The sequence below is a fragment of the Anaerolineales bacterium genome (assembly GCA_003105035.1).
GTDB lineage: Bacteria > Chloroflexota > Anaerolineae > Anaerolineales > UBA4823 > FEB-25.
Genome location: PQAL01000003.1, coordinates 17,132 through 32,364 on the forward strand (window position 1 = coordinate 17,132; position 15,233 = coordinate 32,364).

The 15,233-nt window shown below is 50.4% G+C and carries 14 protein-coding genes; 3 read left to right on the forward strand and 11 right to left on the reverse strand.

The window, feature by feature from the left end; translation table 11 throughout:
• Positions 1 to 16 precede the first annotated feature (16 nt).
• The 8 genes from C3F13_01365 to C3F13_01400 all read right to left on the reverse strand — a co-directional run bounded on the left by C3F13_01365 (position 17) and on the right by C3F13_01400 (position 7,755).
• Positions 17 to 1,060: a hypothetical protein gene (locus C3F13_01365; GenBank protein ID PWB56215.1), complete on the reverse strand. Its 1,044-nt coding sequence runs from the start codon at positions 1,058 to 1,060 to the stop codon at positions 17 to 19.
• 22 nt (positions 1,061 to 1,082) lie between these two features.
• The gene (locus tag C3F13_01370) at positions 1,083 to 1,937 is read right to left on the reverse strand and encodes a hypothetical protein (protein ID PWB56216.1); all 855 of its coding nucleotides are present in this window, start codon (positions 1,935 to 1,937) and stop codon (positions 1,083 to 1,085) included.
• A 5-nt stretch (positions 1,938 to 1,942) separates the two neighbouring features.
• Positions 1,943 to 3,046 carry an ABC transporter ATP-binding protein gene (locus C3F13_01375; protein PWB56217.1) on the reverse strand — a complete coding sequence of 368 codons (1,104 nt, stop codon included), beginning with the start codon at positions 3,044 to 3,046 and terminating at the stop codon, positions 1,943 to 1,945.
• Between the two features lie 5 nt (positions 3,047 to 3,051).
• Entirely contained in the window at positions 3,052 to 4,194 is a 1,143-nt protein-coding gene (locus C3F13_01380) for an ABC transporter ATP-binding protein (protein PWB56218.1), read from the reverse strand.
• Entirely contained in the window at positions 4,191 to 4,457 is a 267-nt protein-coding gene (locus C3F13_01385) for a hypothetical protein (protein ID PWB56219.1), read from the reverse strand. Before C3F13_01385 ends, C3F13_01380 begins: the two co-directional genes overlap by 4 nt.
• Positions 4,458 to 4,470: 13 nt before the next feature.
• Entirely contained in the window at positions 4,471 to 5,331 is an 861-nt protein-coding gene (locus C3F13_01390) for a carbohydrate ABC transporter permease (GenBank protein ID PWB56220.1), read from the reverse strand.
• 12 nt (positions 5,332 to 5,343) lie between these two features.
• The gene (locus tag C3F13_01395; protein PWB56221.1) at positions 5,344 to 6,282 is read right to left on the reverse strand and encodes a sugar ABC transporter permease; all 939 of its coding nucleotides are present in this window, start codon (positions 6,280 to 6,282) and stop codon (positions 5,344 to 5,346) included.
• 87 nt (positions 6,283 to 6,369) lie between these two features.
• Positions 6,370 to 7,755, reverse strand: a complete 1,386-nt coding sequence (locus tag C3F13_01400) for an ABC transporter substrate-binding protein (GenBank protein PWB56433.1) — start codon at positions 7,753 to 7,755, stop codon at positions 6,370 to 6,372.
• 1,102 nt (positions 7,756 to 8,857) lie between these two features.
• Here C3F13_01400 and C3F13_01405 point away from each other — a divergent pair.
• The 3 genes from C3F13_01405 to C3F13_01415 are packed head-to-tail and all read left to right on the forward strand — an operon-like array spanning position 8,858 to position 11,651.
• Positions 8,858 to 9,667, forward strand: coding sequence for a TIGR00268 family protein (locus tag C3F13_01405; GenBank protein PWB56222.1), 810 nt, complete (start codon positions 8,858 to 8,860; stop codon positions 9,665 to 9,667).
• Entirely contained in the window at positions 9,660 to 10,442 is a 783-nt protein-coding gene (locus C3F13_01410) for a 1-(5-phosphoribosyl)-5-amino-4-imidazole-carboxylate carboxylase (protein ID PWB56223.1), read from the forward strand. The genes C3F13_01405 and C3F13_01410 overlap by 8 nt, the downstream gene beginning before the upstream one ends.
• 3 nt (positions 10,443 to 10,445) lie before the next feature.
• A complete protein-coding gene (locus C3F13_01415) occupies positions 10,446 to 11,651 on the forward strand; it encodes a TIGR00299 family protein (GenBank protein ID PWB56224.1) in 1,206 nt (401 codons plus the stop codon).
• A 330-nt stretch (positions 11,652 to 11,981) separates the two neighbouring features.
• Here the strand turns inward: C3F13_01415 and C3F13_01420 are convergent, their stop codons facing one another.
• From C3F13_01420 to C3F13_01430, 3 genes are all read right to left on the reverse strand, one after another.
• On the reverse strand, positions 11,982 to 12,854 hold the full coding sequence (locus C3F13_01420; GenBank protein PWB56225.1) for a hypothetical protein: 873 nt from the start codon (positions 12,852 to 12,854) through the stop codon (positions 11,982 to 11,984).
• Between the two features lie 135 nt (positions 12,855 to 12,989).
• The gene (locus C3F13_01425) at positions 12,990 to 13,937 is read right to left on the reverse strand and encodes an NADPH:quinone oxidoreductase (GenBank protein ID PWB56226.1); all 948 of its coding nucleotides are present in this window, start codon (positions 13,935 to 13,937) and stop codon (positions 12,990 to 12,992) included.
• 263 nt (positions 13,938 to 14,200) lie between these two features.
• Positions 14,201 to 15,220 (reverse strand): alcohol dehydrogenase, encoded by a 1,020-nt coding sequence (locus C3F13_01430; GenBank protein PWB56227.1) that lies wholly within the window; start codon positions 15,218 to 15,220, stop codon positions 14,201 to 14,203.
• Positions 15,221 to 15,233 lie beyond the last annotated feature (13 nt).

Sequence of the window (15,233 nt, forward strand, 5' to 3'; positions counted from 1 at the left end):
CAGCTCGGGCAAACCCTTAGTTCAATGAGCAATCCAGGTGTACTTTAACCATATCCGGATGTCCGTGAGCAACCATGGCCAACGCCTGCGGCCCTTCCGAGAGTGGAAAGGAATGGGTGTTAATCGGTAGAACCTTTAACTGCCCTTTGCGTATCAGCTCCACTGCTTCATCGAATACAGTTGGCCCACCGAGAGAACCCATGACGGTTAACTCCTTGGGCATGATGGTATTAAAATCGATCAGCTGCAACTCTTTCTCAAACACGCCGGTGACTACTACCCGGCCGCGGGGAGCAGCGGTACGCAGGGCTAATGTTGCCCCGTCCGATACTCCTGTCGCTTCGATCACAACGTTAAAATCCTGATCCTTCGTAACTATGGGAGCTGCGTCCGCCACTGAAAGTTCAGAAATATTGATTGTTGTATCTGCGCCCATCTTTTTTGCCAGATCGAGCTTGAAAGGCGAGCGGCTTACCGCCACCACCTGGTCGGCACCAAAGAAACGTGCCGTCTGTACCGCCATCAGTCCGACCGTCCCGCAGCCGATCACAGCCACTCGATCACCCGGGCCGATGCCCGCCCGGCGCGCCAGCCACAACCCGACAGTACACGGCTCCACCAGCGCGCCTTCCTGAAAGGATAGGTCATACAGGTGATGGGCATGAGCAGCTGGCACTGTCAGGTACTCCGCATAGGCACCGTCCCGATTGAACACGCCCATCTCTACCCGCTCGGGGCAAATATTGTGTAAGCCCTGCTGGCATAAAGCACAGTGGCCACAACCCATTCCGCACTCACCGGTCACACGCTCGCCAGGCTCGAAATCCTGCACCCTGGAACCGACCTCGACCACAACACCAGCCCATTCATGACCGACAGTAATTGGCAAGGATGCCCCCCCGGTGCGATAGATACCAAGCTCCTGCCGGTACACTTCCACATCGCTGTGACAGACCCCTACCCGCTTAACCTGCACCAGTAATTCATCTGGTGTAGGTATAGGAACTGGTATGTCGGTATAAACAGCCTGTTCGTAGCCGATGATGCGTACTGCCTTCATAGATCAATCCTCACAACCCAGATCAACCGATCGCTTCTTGATAAATTTTCTGTAGCTCAGCGATAAAATCATCAAAAGTGTGGCGTTGATAGCTCAACCCCGCCTGAGACCCGGTCGTATCGTACCAGGCTGGCCAGTTGGGCGTATCCATGAAGGTTGCGGTTTCGAAGGGTGTATCGAATGCCCTACATATCGCCTCAGAATAACCCTGACCCGTTGTACGCCAGGTACTTCCACCAGCGATCTGCCAAATCTTACCCAGCGCGCTGGCGTTCCCCACACAGTTTGCTACCGCCAAAGCAGCATCTTGCAAGTGGATGAATTCTACCTTTTGATCCTGGGTAAAAAACCACGGGCGGGGAAGCTCAAGCAAAGCGGGCACGGAGATACCCGAGATACGCAGGATCGCGGCGGGTATTCCACTTGACAGAACATCACGCTCATTCTGTACCTTGGTTTGACCGTAGAAATCAATCGGTTGCTGAGGATGATCTAAACCAACCACCTCACTTTGAGCAACGCCGTAGGTTGCTACAGATGAGGCCATAACAAGCTTAGACCCGGCCTGCATGGCAGATAATAATGCCCTGGTGCCTTCGATGTTTACCGCGTGGGTTAAATCCTGGTTAATTTCACTGAGTGGCGGCATGATAGCCGCCAGGTGAATTACCCAATCAACCCCGGAACAGAGCCGGGAGAGGGCGGATTGGTCTCGCAGATCACCCGTGATGACCTCCATGGCCGACTGCCCGGAGGTAAAATCAAAGTCAACCTCGGGTAAATCGAAAATGCGTATATGGTCGCCGCGCCTGGCTAACAGGAAAGCGACCTGCCGTCCAAGATTACCGGCACCACCCGTAATAGCTACGATACTCATAATGTTCAGTCACGAGGCGCGGATATGGCCTTGCCAGTTTCCTTATCAAAAAAGCGCATGAAGACCGGGTCAAATTTCAGGTAAACCGGTTGATGGCGCTGGACCGTGAATGAGGTCGGTGTTACCGCCTGGAAACGCACATCCGTCATATCGACTGCCACAATACTATAATCACACAGGTTCTCTTCCACAAAGACTTCACCCGCAGCATCATAAGGTATGTCGCTATCCGTGGTTACCGCGACATTAAACGGGCGGATGCCCAGGGTAAGATTTCCGGGCAGTTTTTCGCCTCCAGCCTGCATCCACTCCGGCAGTGGGAACTGCCGGTCACCAGAGCGAAACATCCACTGTCCATCGCAGAGATTGGGTGAGCCTTCCAGGAAATTCATAGGAGGTTCGCCCACGAAGCCAGCCACAAAATTATCGGCTGGATCACGATAAATTTCAGCCGGGGTTCCTATCTGGCGGATGGTGCCCTCATGCATCACCACCACGCGATCAGCCATCGCCATGGCTTCTTCCTGGTCGTGGGTCACATAGATCATAGTAAAACCTTTTTCCAGGTGCAGTCGCTTGATGATCTGGCGCATGCGGTGGCGCTGGCGTGTATCAAGATGCGAGATGGGCTCGTCTAGCAAGAAACAAGCTGGCTCGCGCACCAGGGCTCGCGCCAGGCCAACACGTTGTGCCTGACCACCACTCAGATCACTCGGCACACGGTCCATCAGGCGAGTAAGCTCCAATAATTGGGCATACTCCTGTACCTTTGCATCAACTTTCTCCTTATCCCAACCTGCTGAGCGGAGCGGGAATGCCAGGTTTTCATAGACCGTCAGAGTAGGGTACAAGGCATAGGTCTCAAATGCCATTGCCACTTTTCGATCGCGTGGGCGTAGCAGGTTTACCGGCTTGCCGTCAAAGTAAATCGTTCCACTGGTGATATCCTCCAGGCCTGCGATCATACGCATGGTGGAAGATTTACCGCAGCCTGAAGGGCCTAACAGGGCAATAAACTCACCATCCTTGACCTCAAAATTAATACCCCGCACAGCCTCAACTTTATTGCCATATGTTTTTGAAACATTTTCAAGAGTAATGGTTGCCACGGAATTTACCTCGCTTCTGCCATTTCGCCGTTAGAATGCCTCCCATTCAGCTTGCCGGATGGATGCTGAATGGCCTTGGTTTTGTAGAATAGATGCATGTTCTCTGCTTTTAACGATAGCCAGATGGACTCACGGCGATTGGGAACCACCGTTGGCTCAGTGATCACGCGTATTAAACCATTACCCAATTTGGCAGAGATAATATTGCAATAACCCATGTGCTCAACGATGTAAACCTCACCCGCTACCTGGTGATCCGTATCTTGCTGAGATGCCACGGTGATCTCAGAAGCACGTACTCCGAGCCGATAACCTTCTTTCTCACCATTCAAGTGCTGCGCCAGCTGCGGGGGCACCTCCAGACAGTCATCGCAATCCTGAATCTGGAAGAAAAGCTTTCCATCATCACCTTTGGGTGTGATGTCCAAAAAGCTCATGGGTGGCTCGCCAACGAAGGAAGCAACAAACTCATTCACGGGTTGGTAATAAACTTCATTGGGTGTACCAATCTGCTGTAAGTGACCCTCGCGCAGGATGGCGATCCGGTCACCGAGTGCCAGCGCCTCACGCGAGGCCGTTGTGACGAGCACGATGGTGGCATTCATGTCAGCAGACATGGCTTTGAGCTCACCGCGCATGCGGTTACGGAGTTTAGCATCCAGGTGTCCAATGGGCTCGTCGAGCAGGTACAGGTTGGCTGGGCGGATGATGGCACGGCCTAAGGCCACTCTCTGTCGCTGGCCGCCACTTAGAAATCCGGGGCGCCGGTCGAGCAGATCAGTGATCTGCAGTGTGCGAGCCGTTCGATCCACGCGCTCATCAATCTCTGCCTTTGACATCTCCCTGGCACGTAAGGGGAAAGCCAGGTTGTCACGCACGGACATGTGCGAGTATAGGGCATAGTTCTCAAAGGCCATGGCCATGTCGCGGCTTTCAGGGGCGACACCAACCAATGACACACCATCCCGAATGATATCGCCGCTTGTGGGTTTTAATATTCCTGCCAGGAGCTTTAGGGTTGTGCTCTTCCCAGCACCGGATGGACCGTAGATAACCAGGAATTCCTGGTCGCGAACATCAAAATTGAGGTCGCGTACTCCAAAGGTCGAAAGACCATAACGCTTGGTGACGTCCTTTAATTCGATCATGCGATTTCACCTTCGAATACCACTTCAGCGGATTCGCTTTCCTGGATTTGTTTCTGGGTCGCCAGATAATTCTTGCGAATTTTCCAGTACCCCCACAACCAATTGAACACGGCTCCTGCAAGCGCTACTATCGTCATCACAATAACGGATGTCCGTTGTGATGCGAAAAGTTTCTCGATCCAGAGCAGCCACACGATGCCCACACCGACGAATATCTGGAAGGATGAAAAGCTTAAGTCCCAAATGATCGGAAAGGTTAACATAGTAGTCCTCTCTTTAGCCTCGGACAGCCCCGAAGGTGAGGCCGCGCACCATATAGCGCTGTAAGATGAGCACAAAGATCAACATGGGCAACACGCTGATCGTTGCAGCGGCTGCCACAGGACCCCACAAAATTCCGCGTAGGGTGAAGAAGGATTCGACGCCCACAGTGATGGTACGGGCCGCATCGCGGGTAAGGATGTAGGCAAAAAGAAACTCATTCCACGAGAAGAGTAAGCAGAAGATGGCTGTAACTGCGATACCAGGCATCGCCAGAGGAAGCACCACCTTCCTGAGCACCTGCAAGCGGTTGTAGCCATCCAGGCGAGCCGAATCTTCCAGCTCGCGTGGGATATCCTGGAAGAAGGAGACCATCAGCCAGATGGCAAACGGTAGGTTGAACATGGTGTAGCTGATAATTAACGCTCCAGGCTTATCAAGGCCTACTTGCAGGAAATTACCCACCGCGGTATTGCCGATTTCTTTGAATATCAGAAAGTAAGGTAGTACGACGGCAATAGCCGGGAACATTTTTGTCGTCAGGATGAAGAACAGGATATTTCCACCACCCGGGTTGTAACGGGCAAAGCTATATGAGGCAAGCGCACTCAATACGATCACGATGATGGTCGAAGTGACTGCAACAAGGATCGTATTCTTTACGAAAACCAGAAAATTAGCCTGATGGAGGGCATACCTGTAGTTGTCAAGGGTTGGCTTGAAGATGAAGTGGGGTGGCGACACCATAATATCGGTGGCCGGCTTGAAAGATGTGAGGATGAGCCAGAGAATAGGAAAGAGTGAGACAGATAGAAATCCTATGATGAGTGCATATCGTAGAATTTCGAAGGCTTTAGAATTCCGTTGTTGTAACATGTGGGTATCTCCTTATCTTTGTCCAGCACGCTTGGCGAGCCGGGCAAGTAAGGGCCTGAGGGCATAGCCACTTGCCAGGATCACAGCAAACATAAAGAGCAAGGCCATGGTCGAAGCATAATCCATACGGAAAAATACCAGACCCTGGCGGTAGAGGTAATACGTCAACGTCTCCGTCACAGAGCCCGGTCCGCCGCGGGTCAGAGTGGCTACGCTATCATAAAGACGCAGGCAGTCAATCGTCCGCAAGATAAATACCAGGATGAGCACAGGTGACAGCATGGGGAAAGTGAGAGTGCGTAAAACTCGAGTTGTGGAAGCGCCATCCAGCTCAGCCGCTTCAAAAGGCTCTTTAGGCAGAGATTGCAAGCCCGCCAGAACGATTAGAGCTACAAACGGCACCCACAGCCAGACATCGAAGATGATCACACTCCACAGGCCCAGCTTGATGTCACCCAGCCAGTTGGGCTGCCATGGCAAGCCGAGTATTTTTAAAAAGTAGTTGTAGACACCAAACTGGGTGTCATACAAATACCTCCAGAAAAGACCCGTAACTGCCGGCGCTGTTGCGAGAGGAAGAATCAACAGACTGCGAATCAAACCCTTGCCCTTCGTCGCGCCTGAAATCAAAAAGGCGAGGACGATCCCGAGCCCCATTTCAATGACGATGGCAAAGAAGGTGAACTTCAAGGTTGTGCCCACCGATTGCCAAAAATACTCCTCGTGCAGTACTTCCCGATAGTTTCGTAAACCAACGAACCCCTGGATACCGCCCATGGTAAGGTCAGCCTGGCGGAATGATACATCGATCGCATAGAAAAGCGGTACGAGGGCAAAAAACAGGATAATGATCATGGCCGGCGCAATCAGCAGCACCGAATACCAATTATCTGATATGGTTCTTCGGGTCTTTTTGGTCGACCTGGAATTCTTGATTGCTAATGATTCCATCTTTATCTCCCAACCGAGCGGGTTAATATACTGCCAGACAGATGCTGGGGCCGGGTCGAGCCCGGCCCCAATCGAAAATAGTCGAGCTTATCTAAACACGGAGCATGTATCTCCGCCACAGATCTTGACAAACTCGTCGTACAGCTCCTGGAGGGTCGCCTCCGGCGTCTTTTCTCCTGCCGCTGCCTGGTGGTAGATCGGTCCCATGGCATTGTACAGCTTGGCGCCGTACGGGCTGAAGAACAGATTGGACACGGTGTTCTTCATGTTATCAAACACCTTCAACAGGTAAGCAAAGTGCCCGGTCTTCGGCCAGCTTTCAGGGGTATTGAACTGCGGGTCAGTCAGTACACTGACGCGGGTCGTTGATCCACCCATGGATGCAAACTTGGTCTGGGCTGCTTTACCAGCCACGTAGGCCACAAAGTCCATGGCTTCCTTCGGGTGCTTCGACGAGCTCGACACACCCATCAGGAATGCACCGATGTATGTGGTATTCTCAATACCAGTCCCGATGCCCATCTTGGCACCCGGGCAGGTGTTCTCAGTGTTGGCTGCGTTCGGCCACTGATCCAGGAAGAAGTTGGCTGTCATGGCGATCTGGCAGTCCTGCATCTGGTTCATCACACCGTCATAGGTCACGGTCAGAGCTGCCGGTGGAGCATAGGGCAGCAGATCATTCACGTACCAGTCCAAAGCCCACTCGTTTCCTGCATCCTTAACCAAGATTGAGCCATCAGCTCCCAGCCAGTCACTACCCTTGTACAGGATCATGCCGGAGAGCTCGTCCTGGATCTCCTGGAACCGTCCAGCCATCAGGCCGATCCCGTAGAAGTCCTTGGTCAGTGTTTCACCCTTCAGGGTCTCGCCTGACTTGCGGGTGAAGAATTCAGCGATATCCTTGGTCTGCTCCCACGTCTGGGGTGCGGCCAGGTCATAGCCATATTTGGCTTTGAAGGCTGCCTGCTCGGTCGGGTCATCGAATAGGTCCTGCCGGAAGAAGTTACCTTGGGTATAGGTGTAGTACGGCAGACCCCAGATGTGGCCTTTGTACTTGGTGGTGATTTCTGCCAGTACGGGCGCAATATCATCATAGGCCACCTTATCAGGATTGGCAGCGATGTAGTCATCCATCGGCAGAATGTAGCCGTTCTCAGCGAAACCAGCCTTCTCAGCGGTCTCGATGTTGTACACGTCGTAAGCACCCGTCTCTCCCACAGCCTCGATGATCTGCTTGTCATACAGCTGGGCATTGTCGATACCAACAATGGTCACCTTCACGCAGTTCTCGGCTTCAAAGTCACTCACGATGGCCGTCATGGCATCGGTATAGAACCCGGCAATGGTCGACCAGGTGATGGGCACCCGGTCGGCATCGTTACAGGTGGTGGCTACAGGTTCGGTTGTTGTCGCCGGTGCGGCAGTCTCCGGAGCAGTGGTAGTTGCCTTGGTTCCGCAAGCAGCCAGTACCATCGCACCAACCATCAATATGCACAAAATTTTCCACAAATTGCCTTTCATCGGATATTCTCCTCCATGCAAGCAAAAATGGGTAAATAGATTGATCCAAATGTTTTTCTTTTTGAACCGTCCGAGTGGTATATCACTGGTCTTTATCTGACTAACGTCTACCGCAGGATATTACCATTTGGACTCTGTACAGTTCCTTGAGGCAAAATCGCTGTATCTTCCTAGCAACCTCAGGATTCACCCAGGTAAATCTCTGTTTACGTGTCTTCCTTAGAGCTACACCTCCTTTTAATCCGAAAAGGTTATCCGAGCATATTCTTGATACAGGTCGTACTCACGATCCATATGCCTGTCAATTTGACGCAATCGTACCTGACAGGAAGCCAGTATTAACCTCGGAGACAACGAATAAGCAGCGATCAGGTTACCAACAATAAAAAAAGTGCCACGAAATCCGTGACACAGGGGAACCTCTATGAAACTAGTTCAACAGGGCGTACATCGAAATAATTGAATAACACATGCGGTGTGCAACCGTCATCGTATATTTAATAATTAACCTTGTTGTAGTTTATTTTTGTTATTCCAAAAGCGATTGAGAATATTGTAGTAATGTAATATTGTCATTACAATACAAGCGGCAGTATAACATTTTTTTATACACTGTCAATAGTTATATTAGAGCGTGAGATCGAAGGTGAAAACTAACTTCCCAAATTATAGGCATAACACCCCTATGAAGAAACGGTGTCAATCAAAAGACTGTGTTTTGTATACATGCCTCACCACGGGAAATGACCTGAATTCTTCATCGATAGATCGGAATTAGAGCGATTATTACACAATGACTTCCTTTGAAAGACAAATCTAATCATTCGCCCCAGCTCGCCGGGATCACAATAATAAGCTGTGTGGGCAAATTCATGACAAGGCGTATATGATTCAAATGACCACTTGCGAAAACACGGAACCAATCAGTTATAATTTCCGCTGCATCCCGCTCGATGTCACTCACTAGCCATGAATATGAACGAAGAGAGTTTATCGATATTAACAAGAGACATTTGAAGGCTTGACACACGTTCGATGAAAGAAGATTACAGGTATGATCCTTGAAGAGAAGTATGAAAATCTAAAAAAACTGCTCAGTGAAATGCAATCGGTGATTGTGGCTTATTCCGGGGGCGTCGATAGTACCCTGCTGCTTAAAATCGCTCACGATGTCCTTGGTGAACACGCAATTGCATTAACTGCCGTTTCGGCCAGCATGCCCAGAAGTGATCTAGATGAGTCTCGCCAAATTGCCGAGCTTCTCGGTGTTAAACAGGTAATCGTCGAAGGCCATGAATTAGCAGACCCGCGCTATACAGAAAACACGCCAAACCGGTGTTATTTTTGTAAACAGAATGTATACACCACGATGGTTGAATACTCCGTACAACACGGCTATCGGTATATCCTGGATGGAACAAATGCTGATGATCTGAATGACCATCGGCCAGGCAGGCAAGCGGCATTAGAAAAAGGCTTGCGCAGCCCTCTGATGGAAGTCGGTCTCACAAAGGCTGATATTCGGGCTCTGGCCCGCCAATTTAAACTGCCGAACTGGAATAAGCCTTCCGCTGCCTGCTTATCCTCACGTATCCCGTACGGAACCCCGATCGAGATTTCCACTCTGCATCAGATAGAACAGGCCGAGCATATCCTTCGCCAAATGGGTTTTTCACAGGTGCGGGTTCGCTATCATAACCAGATCGCCCGTATAGAAATGGAGCCGGCGGACTTTACCATCGCCTTGGAAAAACGGCTTGAAATTGCCAGCCGAATAAAAGAATTGGGGTTTTTATACATCACCCTTGATTTGAATGGATTCAGGTCGGGAAGCATGAATGAGGTTCTAGAGAGAAATGGATAATATCAAAATACGGCAGATCCTCACGGATTTATCTAATCAGCAAATCGATATTGATAGTGCGTTGAACCTGCTTCGAGACTTTCCCTACGCCGATTTGGGCTATGCCAGGTTGGATTCGCATCGCGCATTACGCAAGGGTGCGGGGGAGGTGGTTTTTTGCGAGTACAAGACACCCGAGCAGGTAGCTTCCATTTTTGAGCGGATAAAGCAATTGCATGGAAAGGTGATGGGCACGCGAGTCTCTGCTGAGATGGCCAAATTTGTCAGGCTACAGCTACCGGAAGCGCATTATGATGCCATCTCACGCCTGCTCGTCTTGCAAGATGATCTACCTATACCCCCCGATGATGCGCAACCAATGGTAGCCGTCATCACGGGTGGAACTGCGGATATTCCAGTGGCCGAGGAAGCGGTACAGACGCTGGAATTCTTGGGTCAAAAAGTCGTGCGCGTCTATGACGTCGGCGTTGCGGGATTGCACCGTTTACTCGACCAGAGAGACGTCCTCATGAATGCCGATGTAATCATTTCCATCGCAGGGATGGAAGGAGCCTTAACCAGCGTCGTCGCCGGATTGGTTGCCTGCCCGGTGATTGGAGTGCCAACCAGCGTGGGCTACGGCAGCAGTTTTGGCGGCCTGGCACCTTTGCTGGCAATGCTAAATTCCTGTGCCCCCGGTGTGGCCGTAGTGAATATTGACAATGGCTTTGGCGCCGCCCAAATGGCTTTCGCCATCCTTGAGCGAATAAGAGTCAATTGTACAAAAGGAACCTAGCCTATGAAAATCGGCTATCTCGATTGCCCATCAGGTATCAGCGGAGATATGTTCTTAAGTGCCCTGGTGGATTGTGGCGCTCCGCTTGATGATATAAAAGAGCGCTTAGCTCTCTTGCCTATTCAGGGTTTCAAAATTACCTCCAAGCGGGTTAATAAGGCGGGATTGACCGCAATCCAGGTTGATGTGCTGGTAGATGATCGGGTTACAGAACGCAAGTTGGCAGAGATAATCAACCTCATTTTGCAAAGCCCATTGTCTGAAAATATCAAGGGGAAGGCAGTGGAAGTATTTCGAAGGATTGGTGAGGTCGAGGCCCTGATCCATGGCTTGGAAGTAGAAGAAATACATTTACATGAGCTTGGGGGCTTGGACACGATTGTCGACGTGGTGGGAGTCTTGCTGGGTATGGAATTACTCGGAATTGATAGGCTCATTGCCTCACCGCTCCCCCTCGGCTCAGGCACTATCCAATCGGCTCATGGAACGCTCCCATTACCTGCACCAGCTTCCCTGGCTTTATTAAAAGGTGTTCCCATCCATGGAAGCGAGATAAATAAAGAACTGGTTACACCGACCGGCGCAGCCTTATTAACCAGCCTGGTGCAGGAATTTGGCATCATTCCAGCCATGCGGTTAGAGAAAATTGGTTATGGCGCAGGTAAACGGGATTTACCAACCCCCAACGTTTTACGCTTATTGATCGGGGAAAGCATGGAACCAACCTTGTCCAGTTATTCATTGCAGACAGAGAAATTGGTATGCCTCGAATGCAATATCGATAACATGAATCCTGAAATTTACTCGTATCTCTCCGAAAGGCTTTTTAATACCGGTGCGCTGGATGTTTCTCTTACGCCTGTTTATATGAAGAAGAATCGCCCGGGCTCTCTGGTCACGGTGCTGTGTACCGAAGATGACACAGAGAAATTAATGGAAATCATTTTTTCCGAAACTACCACATTGGGTATACGCAAATATTCTGTTGATCGCTATTCAGTGGAACGGCACATCACGCAGGTGAGCACACCTTATGGGGCAGTGAACATCAAATTTTCGAAAAAGGGCGATAAAAGCTGGAACTACACACCCGAGTATGAGGATTGCAGACGATTAGCCTTACAACACAATATCCCCATCCAAAAAATATATCGAGCTGCGGAATTTGCTGCGGAAGAGCATCTTCAAAACCTGTTTCTAGCTGAATAAACGAAAACAAGCGGTCAAATTAACATCCATATCTCAGCCCTATTCGCAATATTACGATGCAGCATCCGGGTTGTCGCCCCAGCGTTGGTGGTTTTTCACCCACAGAACCAACATATTGATTTATTAGGCTCGATAATCCTTATGACAATATAAGAATAATTATCCACCGTGCATCTTACCTTGGTGGATATTGATAGATCGTTACTCCAATCAACGAAAAATATACTCAGACTGTGCCGAGATGATATCAAAAAGTCAGCTGAGATTAAAAATTCGGGGCAGCCTCATTTACCAGTCAGGTAGAATCGGCTGCCCTTATTTTCTAAGAGATCAGGCAAGTTTATTGCGCATGAAAGTCAAAGCTTCCTTAGCCTGGTGGTCAAGCTGAGCTTCGTCTGCGCCGACACTCAGGTCACGCCAAACACGGATAGAGTGGCCTACCTCCCCGCCAGGCTTGATAAATGGTTCCATCACCACGTGTCCCTGGTAGTTTATTTTCTTTAATGCCTGGGCTATTTCATCCCACGGCATCCGCCCCTGTCCTGGCGGTTTGCGGTTTGTTTCACCGATATGGAAATGTCCCAACCGGTCGCCAACCGAGGTAATGGCAGCACCAATGTTGTCTTCTTCAATGTTCATGTGAAACGCATCCAGGAGCAGCTTAACATTTGGGCTGCCGATTGCGTCCACAAAAGCCACTCCTTCTGCGGCAGTGTTCAGCAAGAAATGCTCAAAGCGGTTCACGATCTCAAGGCAGTAGGTGATGCCATAGTCTTCAGCTACTTTGCTGATTTCCTTAACACAGCGAGCACTGCGTTCGAGATACGGGCGTTTGTCGATGAGGTTACTGGGAAAGACCGCTGGCCAGGAGGAATAGTTAATGCCACCAAAAACCTTGCCACCCATGAAATGAATAACATCCAAAATTTTATAGGCGTAATCAAGACCTGCCTGGCGGACTGAAGCTGACTCGCTAGCCAGGTCCCTGTCGTGTGAAAAGCCAATACAGTAGGTGAGTTCAAGCCCCCGGTCATTCGCCATTTGGCGCAGGTTTTCCTGTTCTGCCTTGGGCATACTCAGCAGTTCATCCGGTTGGACTTCCAAAATATCAAAACCAAGCCGGGCAACTTTATCCACAAAGTATTTATAATCCCCCGTCCATTTCTCGGTCCAATAAGCAAAGTATATTCCGATTTTATTCATACCACCTTACTCCTTGTGTTTTAGAAATATCGGCTGCTCGGAAAATTCTTGAAAATTGATCTGGTGATTGATTCCTGTAAATATATAAACGACCATCAGTCGGACTGGTGGCTACGATACATGGAATTCGGGCTATCACCCAATCACCTGCAATACAATCTTGCCTCTGACCCCACCAGCTTCAAGCTGGCGATGCCCTGCTGCCACTTCCTCCAGGGGGATCACCGAGTCAATGACTGGTTTCAGCTGCTGGCGTTCGACGAGCACGCGTAGCGCCTCCAGCTTTGCCCTAGCCCGTTCCATGAAACCAAAATAGATGGTTATGTTTTTAGGATTTGCTGCACTCAAATCGCCTGTGCTGTTGACGCAGGTCACTGCGCGGCCATGGGGTTTGATGATATTGATACTTTGGGCAAGCAGATTTCCTCCCACGGTATCATACACACCATCCACTCCTTCGCCACCTGTCTCACGCTGCACTGCAGTGACAAAATCTTCGGCATGATAATCAATGGCCAAATCGACCCCAAGGGACTTAACCATCTCCTGGTTTTCCTTTCGGCATGTTCCTAACACCCGTGCTCCAGCTTCTTTCGCTATTTGTACCGCTAGCGAACCTACTCCACCTGCGGCTGCATGCACCAGCAGCGTGGCACCTGGCTTCGGCTGTAAAAATTGCATGGCATCCCAGGCTGTCATGCCCGCAAGGGGCAATGCAGATGCTTCTATAAAGCTTAAATTCCTGGGCTTATGGGCTACAATCGATTCATCGGAAACCTGATATTCAGCGTTACTGCCCTGCCCTGTCCAGATTGATGGTGAGTAATACACTTCATCGCCTGGCTTGAAGGCTTTAACACCTACCCCTACTGCCTCAACAACCCCGGCAGCATCATAACCCAAGACCGCAGGTGGTTTTACCCCTGCCCATCTACCAGCCTTGCGAATCTTATAATCTACAGGATTTATTGCGGCTGCGTACACTCGCACCAGGACTTCTGTAGCCTGCGGTACCGGTTTGGGCCAATCAGCCTCTTGAAATACTTCTGGCCCTCCGAATGCAGTAATGATCATTGCTTTCATACAATCCACTCCTTTATAAACCGCATATTATGAAGATATCACCGCTAAACTCCCTGGCTTTCCTCAAACCAGGTCTGCTCTTCAATAAGCACAAGGCGTGATCCGGCAGGGATCGTCAGCAATTTACAGCTGCCTTGAACCACTAGTGAATGAAGTGCAGCTTAGATCGCCCTTGTTCGCCGATGATTTCCAATCAACCATTGGTATTCCAAGTCTACTTGCCACGCAACACCCGAACAAGGATTATCTTCACTCAGGAGTTCCTATGCCACATCGATGACCACCTTCATACTCTTGTCGCCAAATTTATCAATGTAGCGATAGGCCTCAATGTAGTTGTCGATCGAATAGTGCTTGGAAACCAGCGGCTCGGTTATGATGCCACCTGAGCCTATGAGTTCCACGGCACGGATATAATCGGGACGTTTGTACATCAGAGTGCCGCGAATGTTCAACTCCCGGTCTTGCACGGTGGACATATCCAGGCGGGGCTTATCGCCAAACACACCCACAATAACTATTGTGCCGCCTTTTTGGATATTCGCCACTGCTTCTGTAATCGTTGCTTCCACTCCCACACACTCAAAAGCCACATCAAAACCATCATTACCAAAAACACGCCTAGCAGCATCTGCCAGGTTTTCTTGCTTGGGATTGCTGGTGTTTGCTAGTCCACATTGGCGGGCTACTTCAAGACGGTAGTCACTTAAATCAGTGATCAAGACCTGTGCGCCTGCTGCGCGGGTAGTTTGTGCAACCAGGTTACCAATGGGCCCCGCACCTAAAACCACGGCGCGATGCCCAGCCAACTTTCCGACTCGCTCCACGGCATGGACCGCTACGGCGGCAGGTTCCACCAGAGCTCCTTGCTCAAAGGTAAACGTATCCGGCAGGCTTATGATCATGTCTGCAGATGTGGTCCATAATTCCTGGGCACAGCCGGGCGCTTGAAAACCCTGCACTTTTAATTTGTCGCAAATGTGATAATCCCCGCGGCGGCACGGTGCACATTCGCCACACACAATTTGTGGCATCGAAGTTACCTTTGTGCCAGGCATGAGTCCGGCGACCCCCGGCCCAACAGCTTCGAGCACCGCAGAGAACTCGTGCCCCTGCACCACCGGATAGCTCGTGAGGGGATGTTTACCGTGATATACATGGATATCTGAACCACACACCCCAATACGCTGGACACGTAACAAAACTTCACCTTGCCCGGGTGTGGGTGCAGGAACATCGTGAAGTTCAATTTCCCCAGCTTTAGTCATTACCGCTTGTTTCATGAAATGCCTCGCT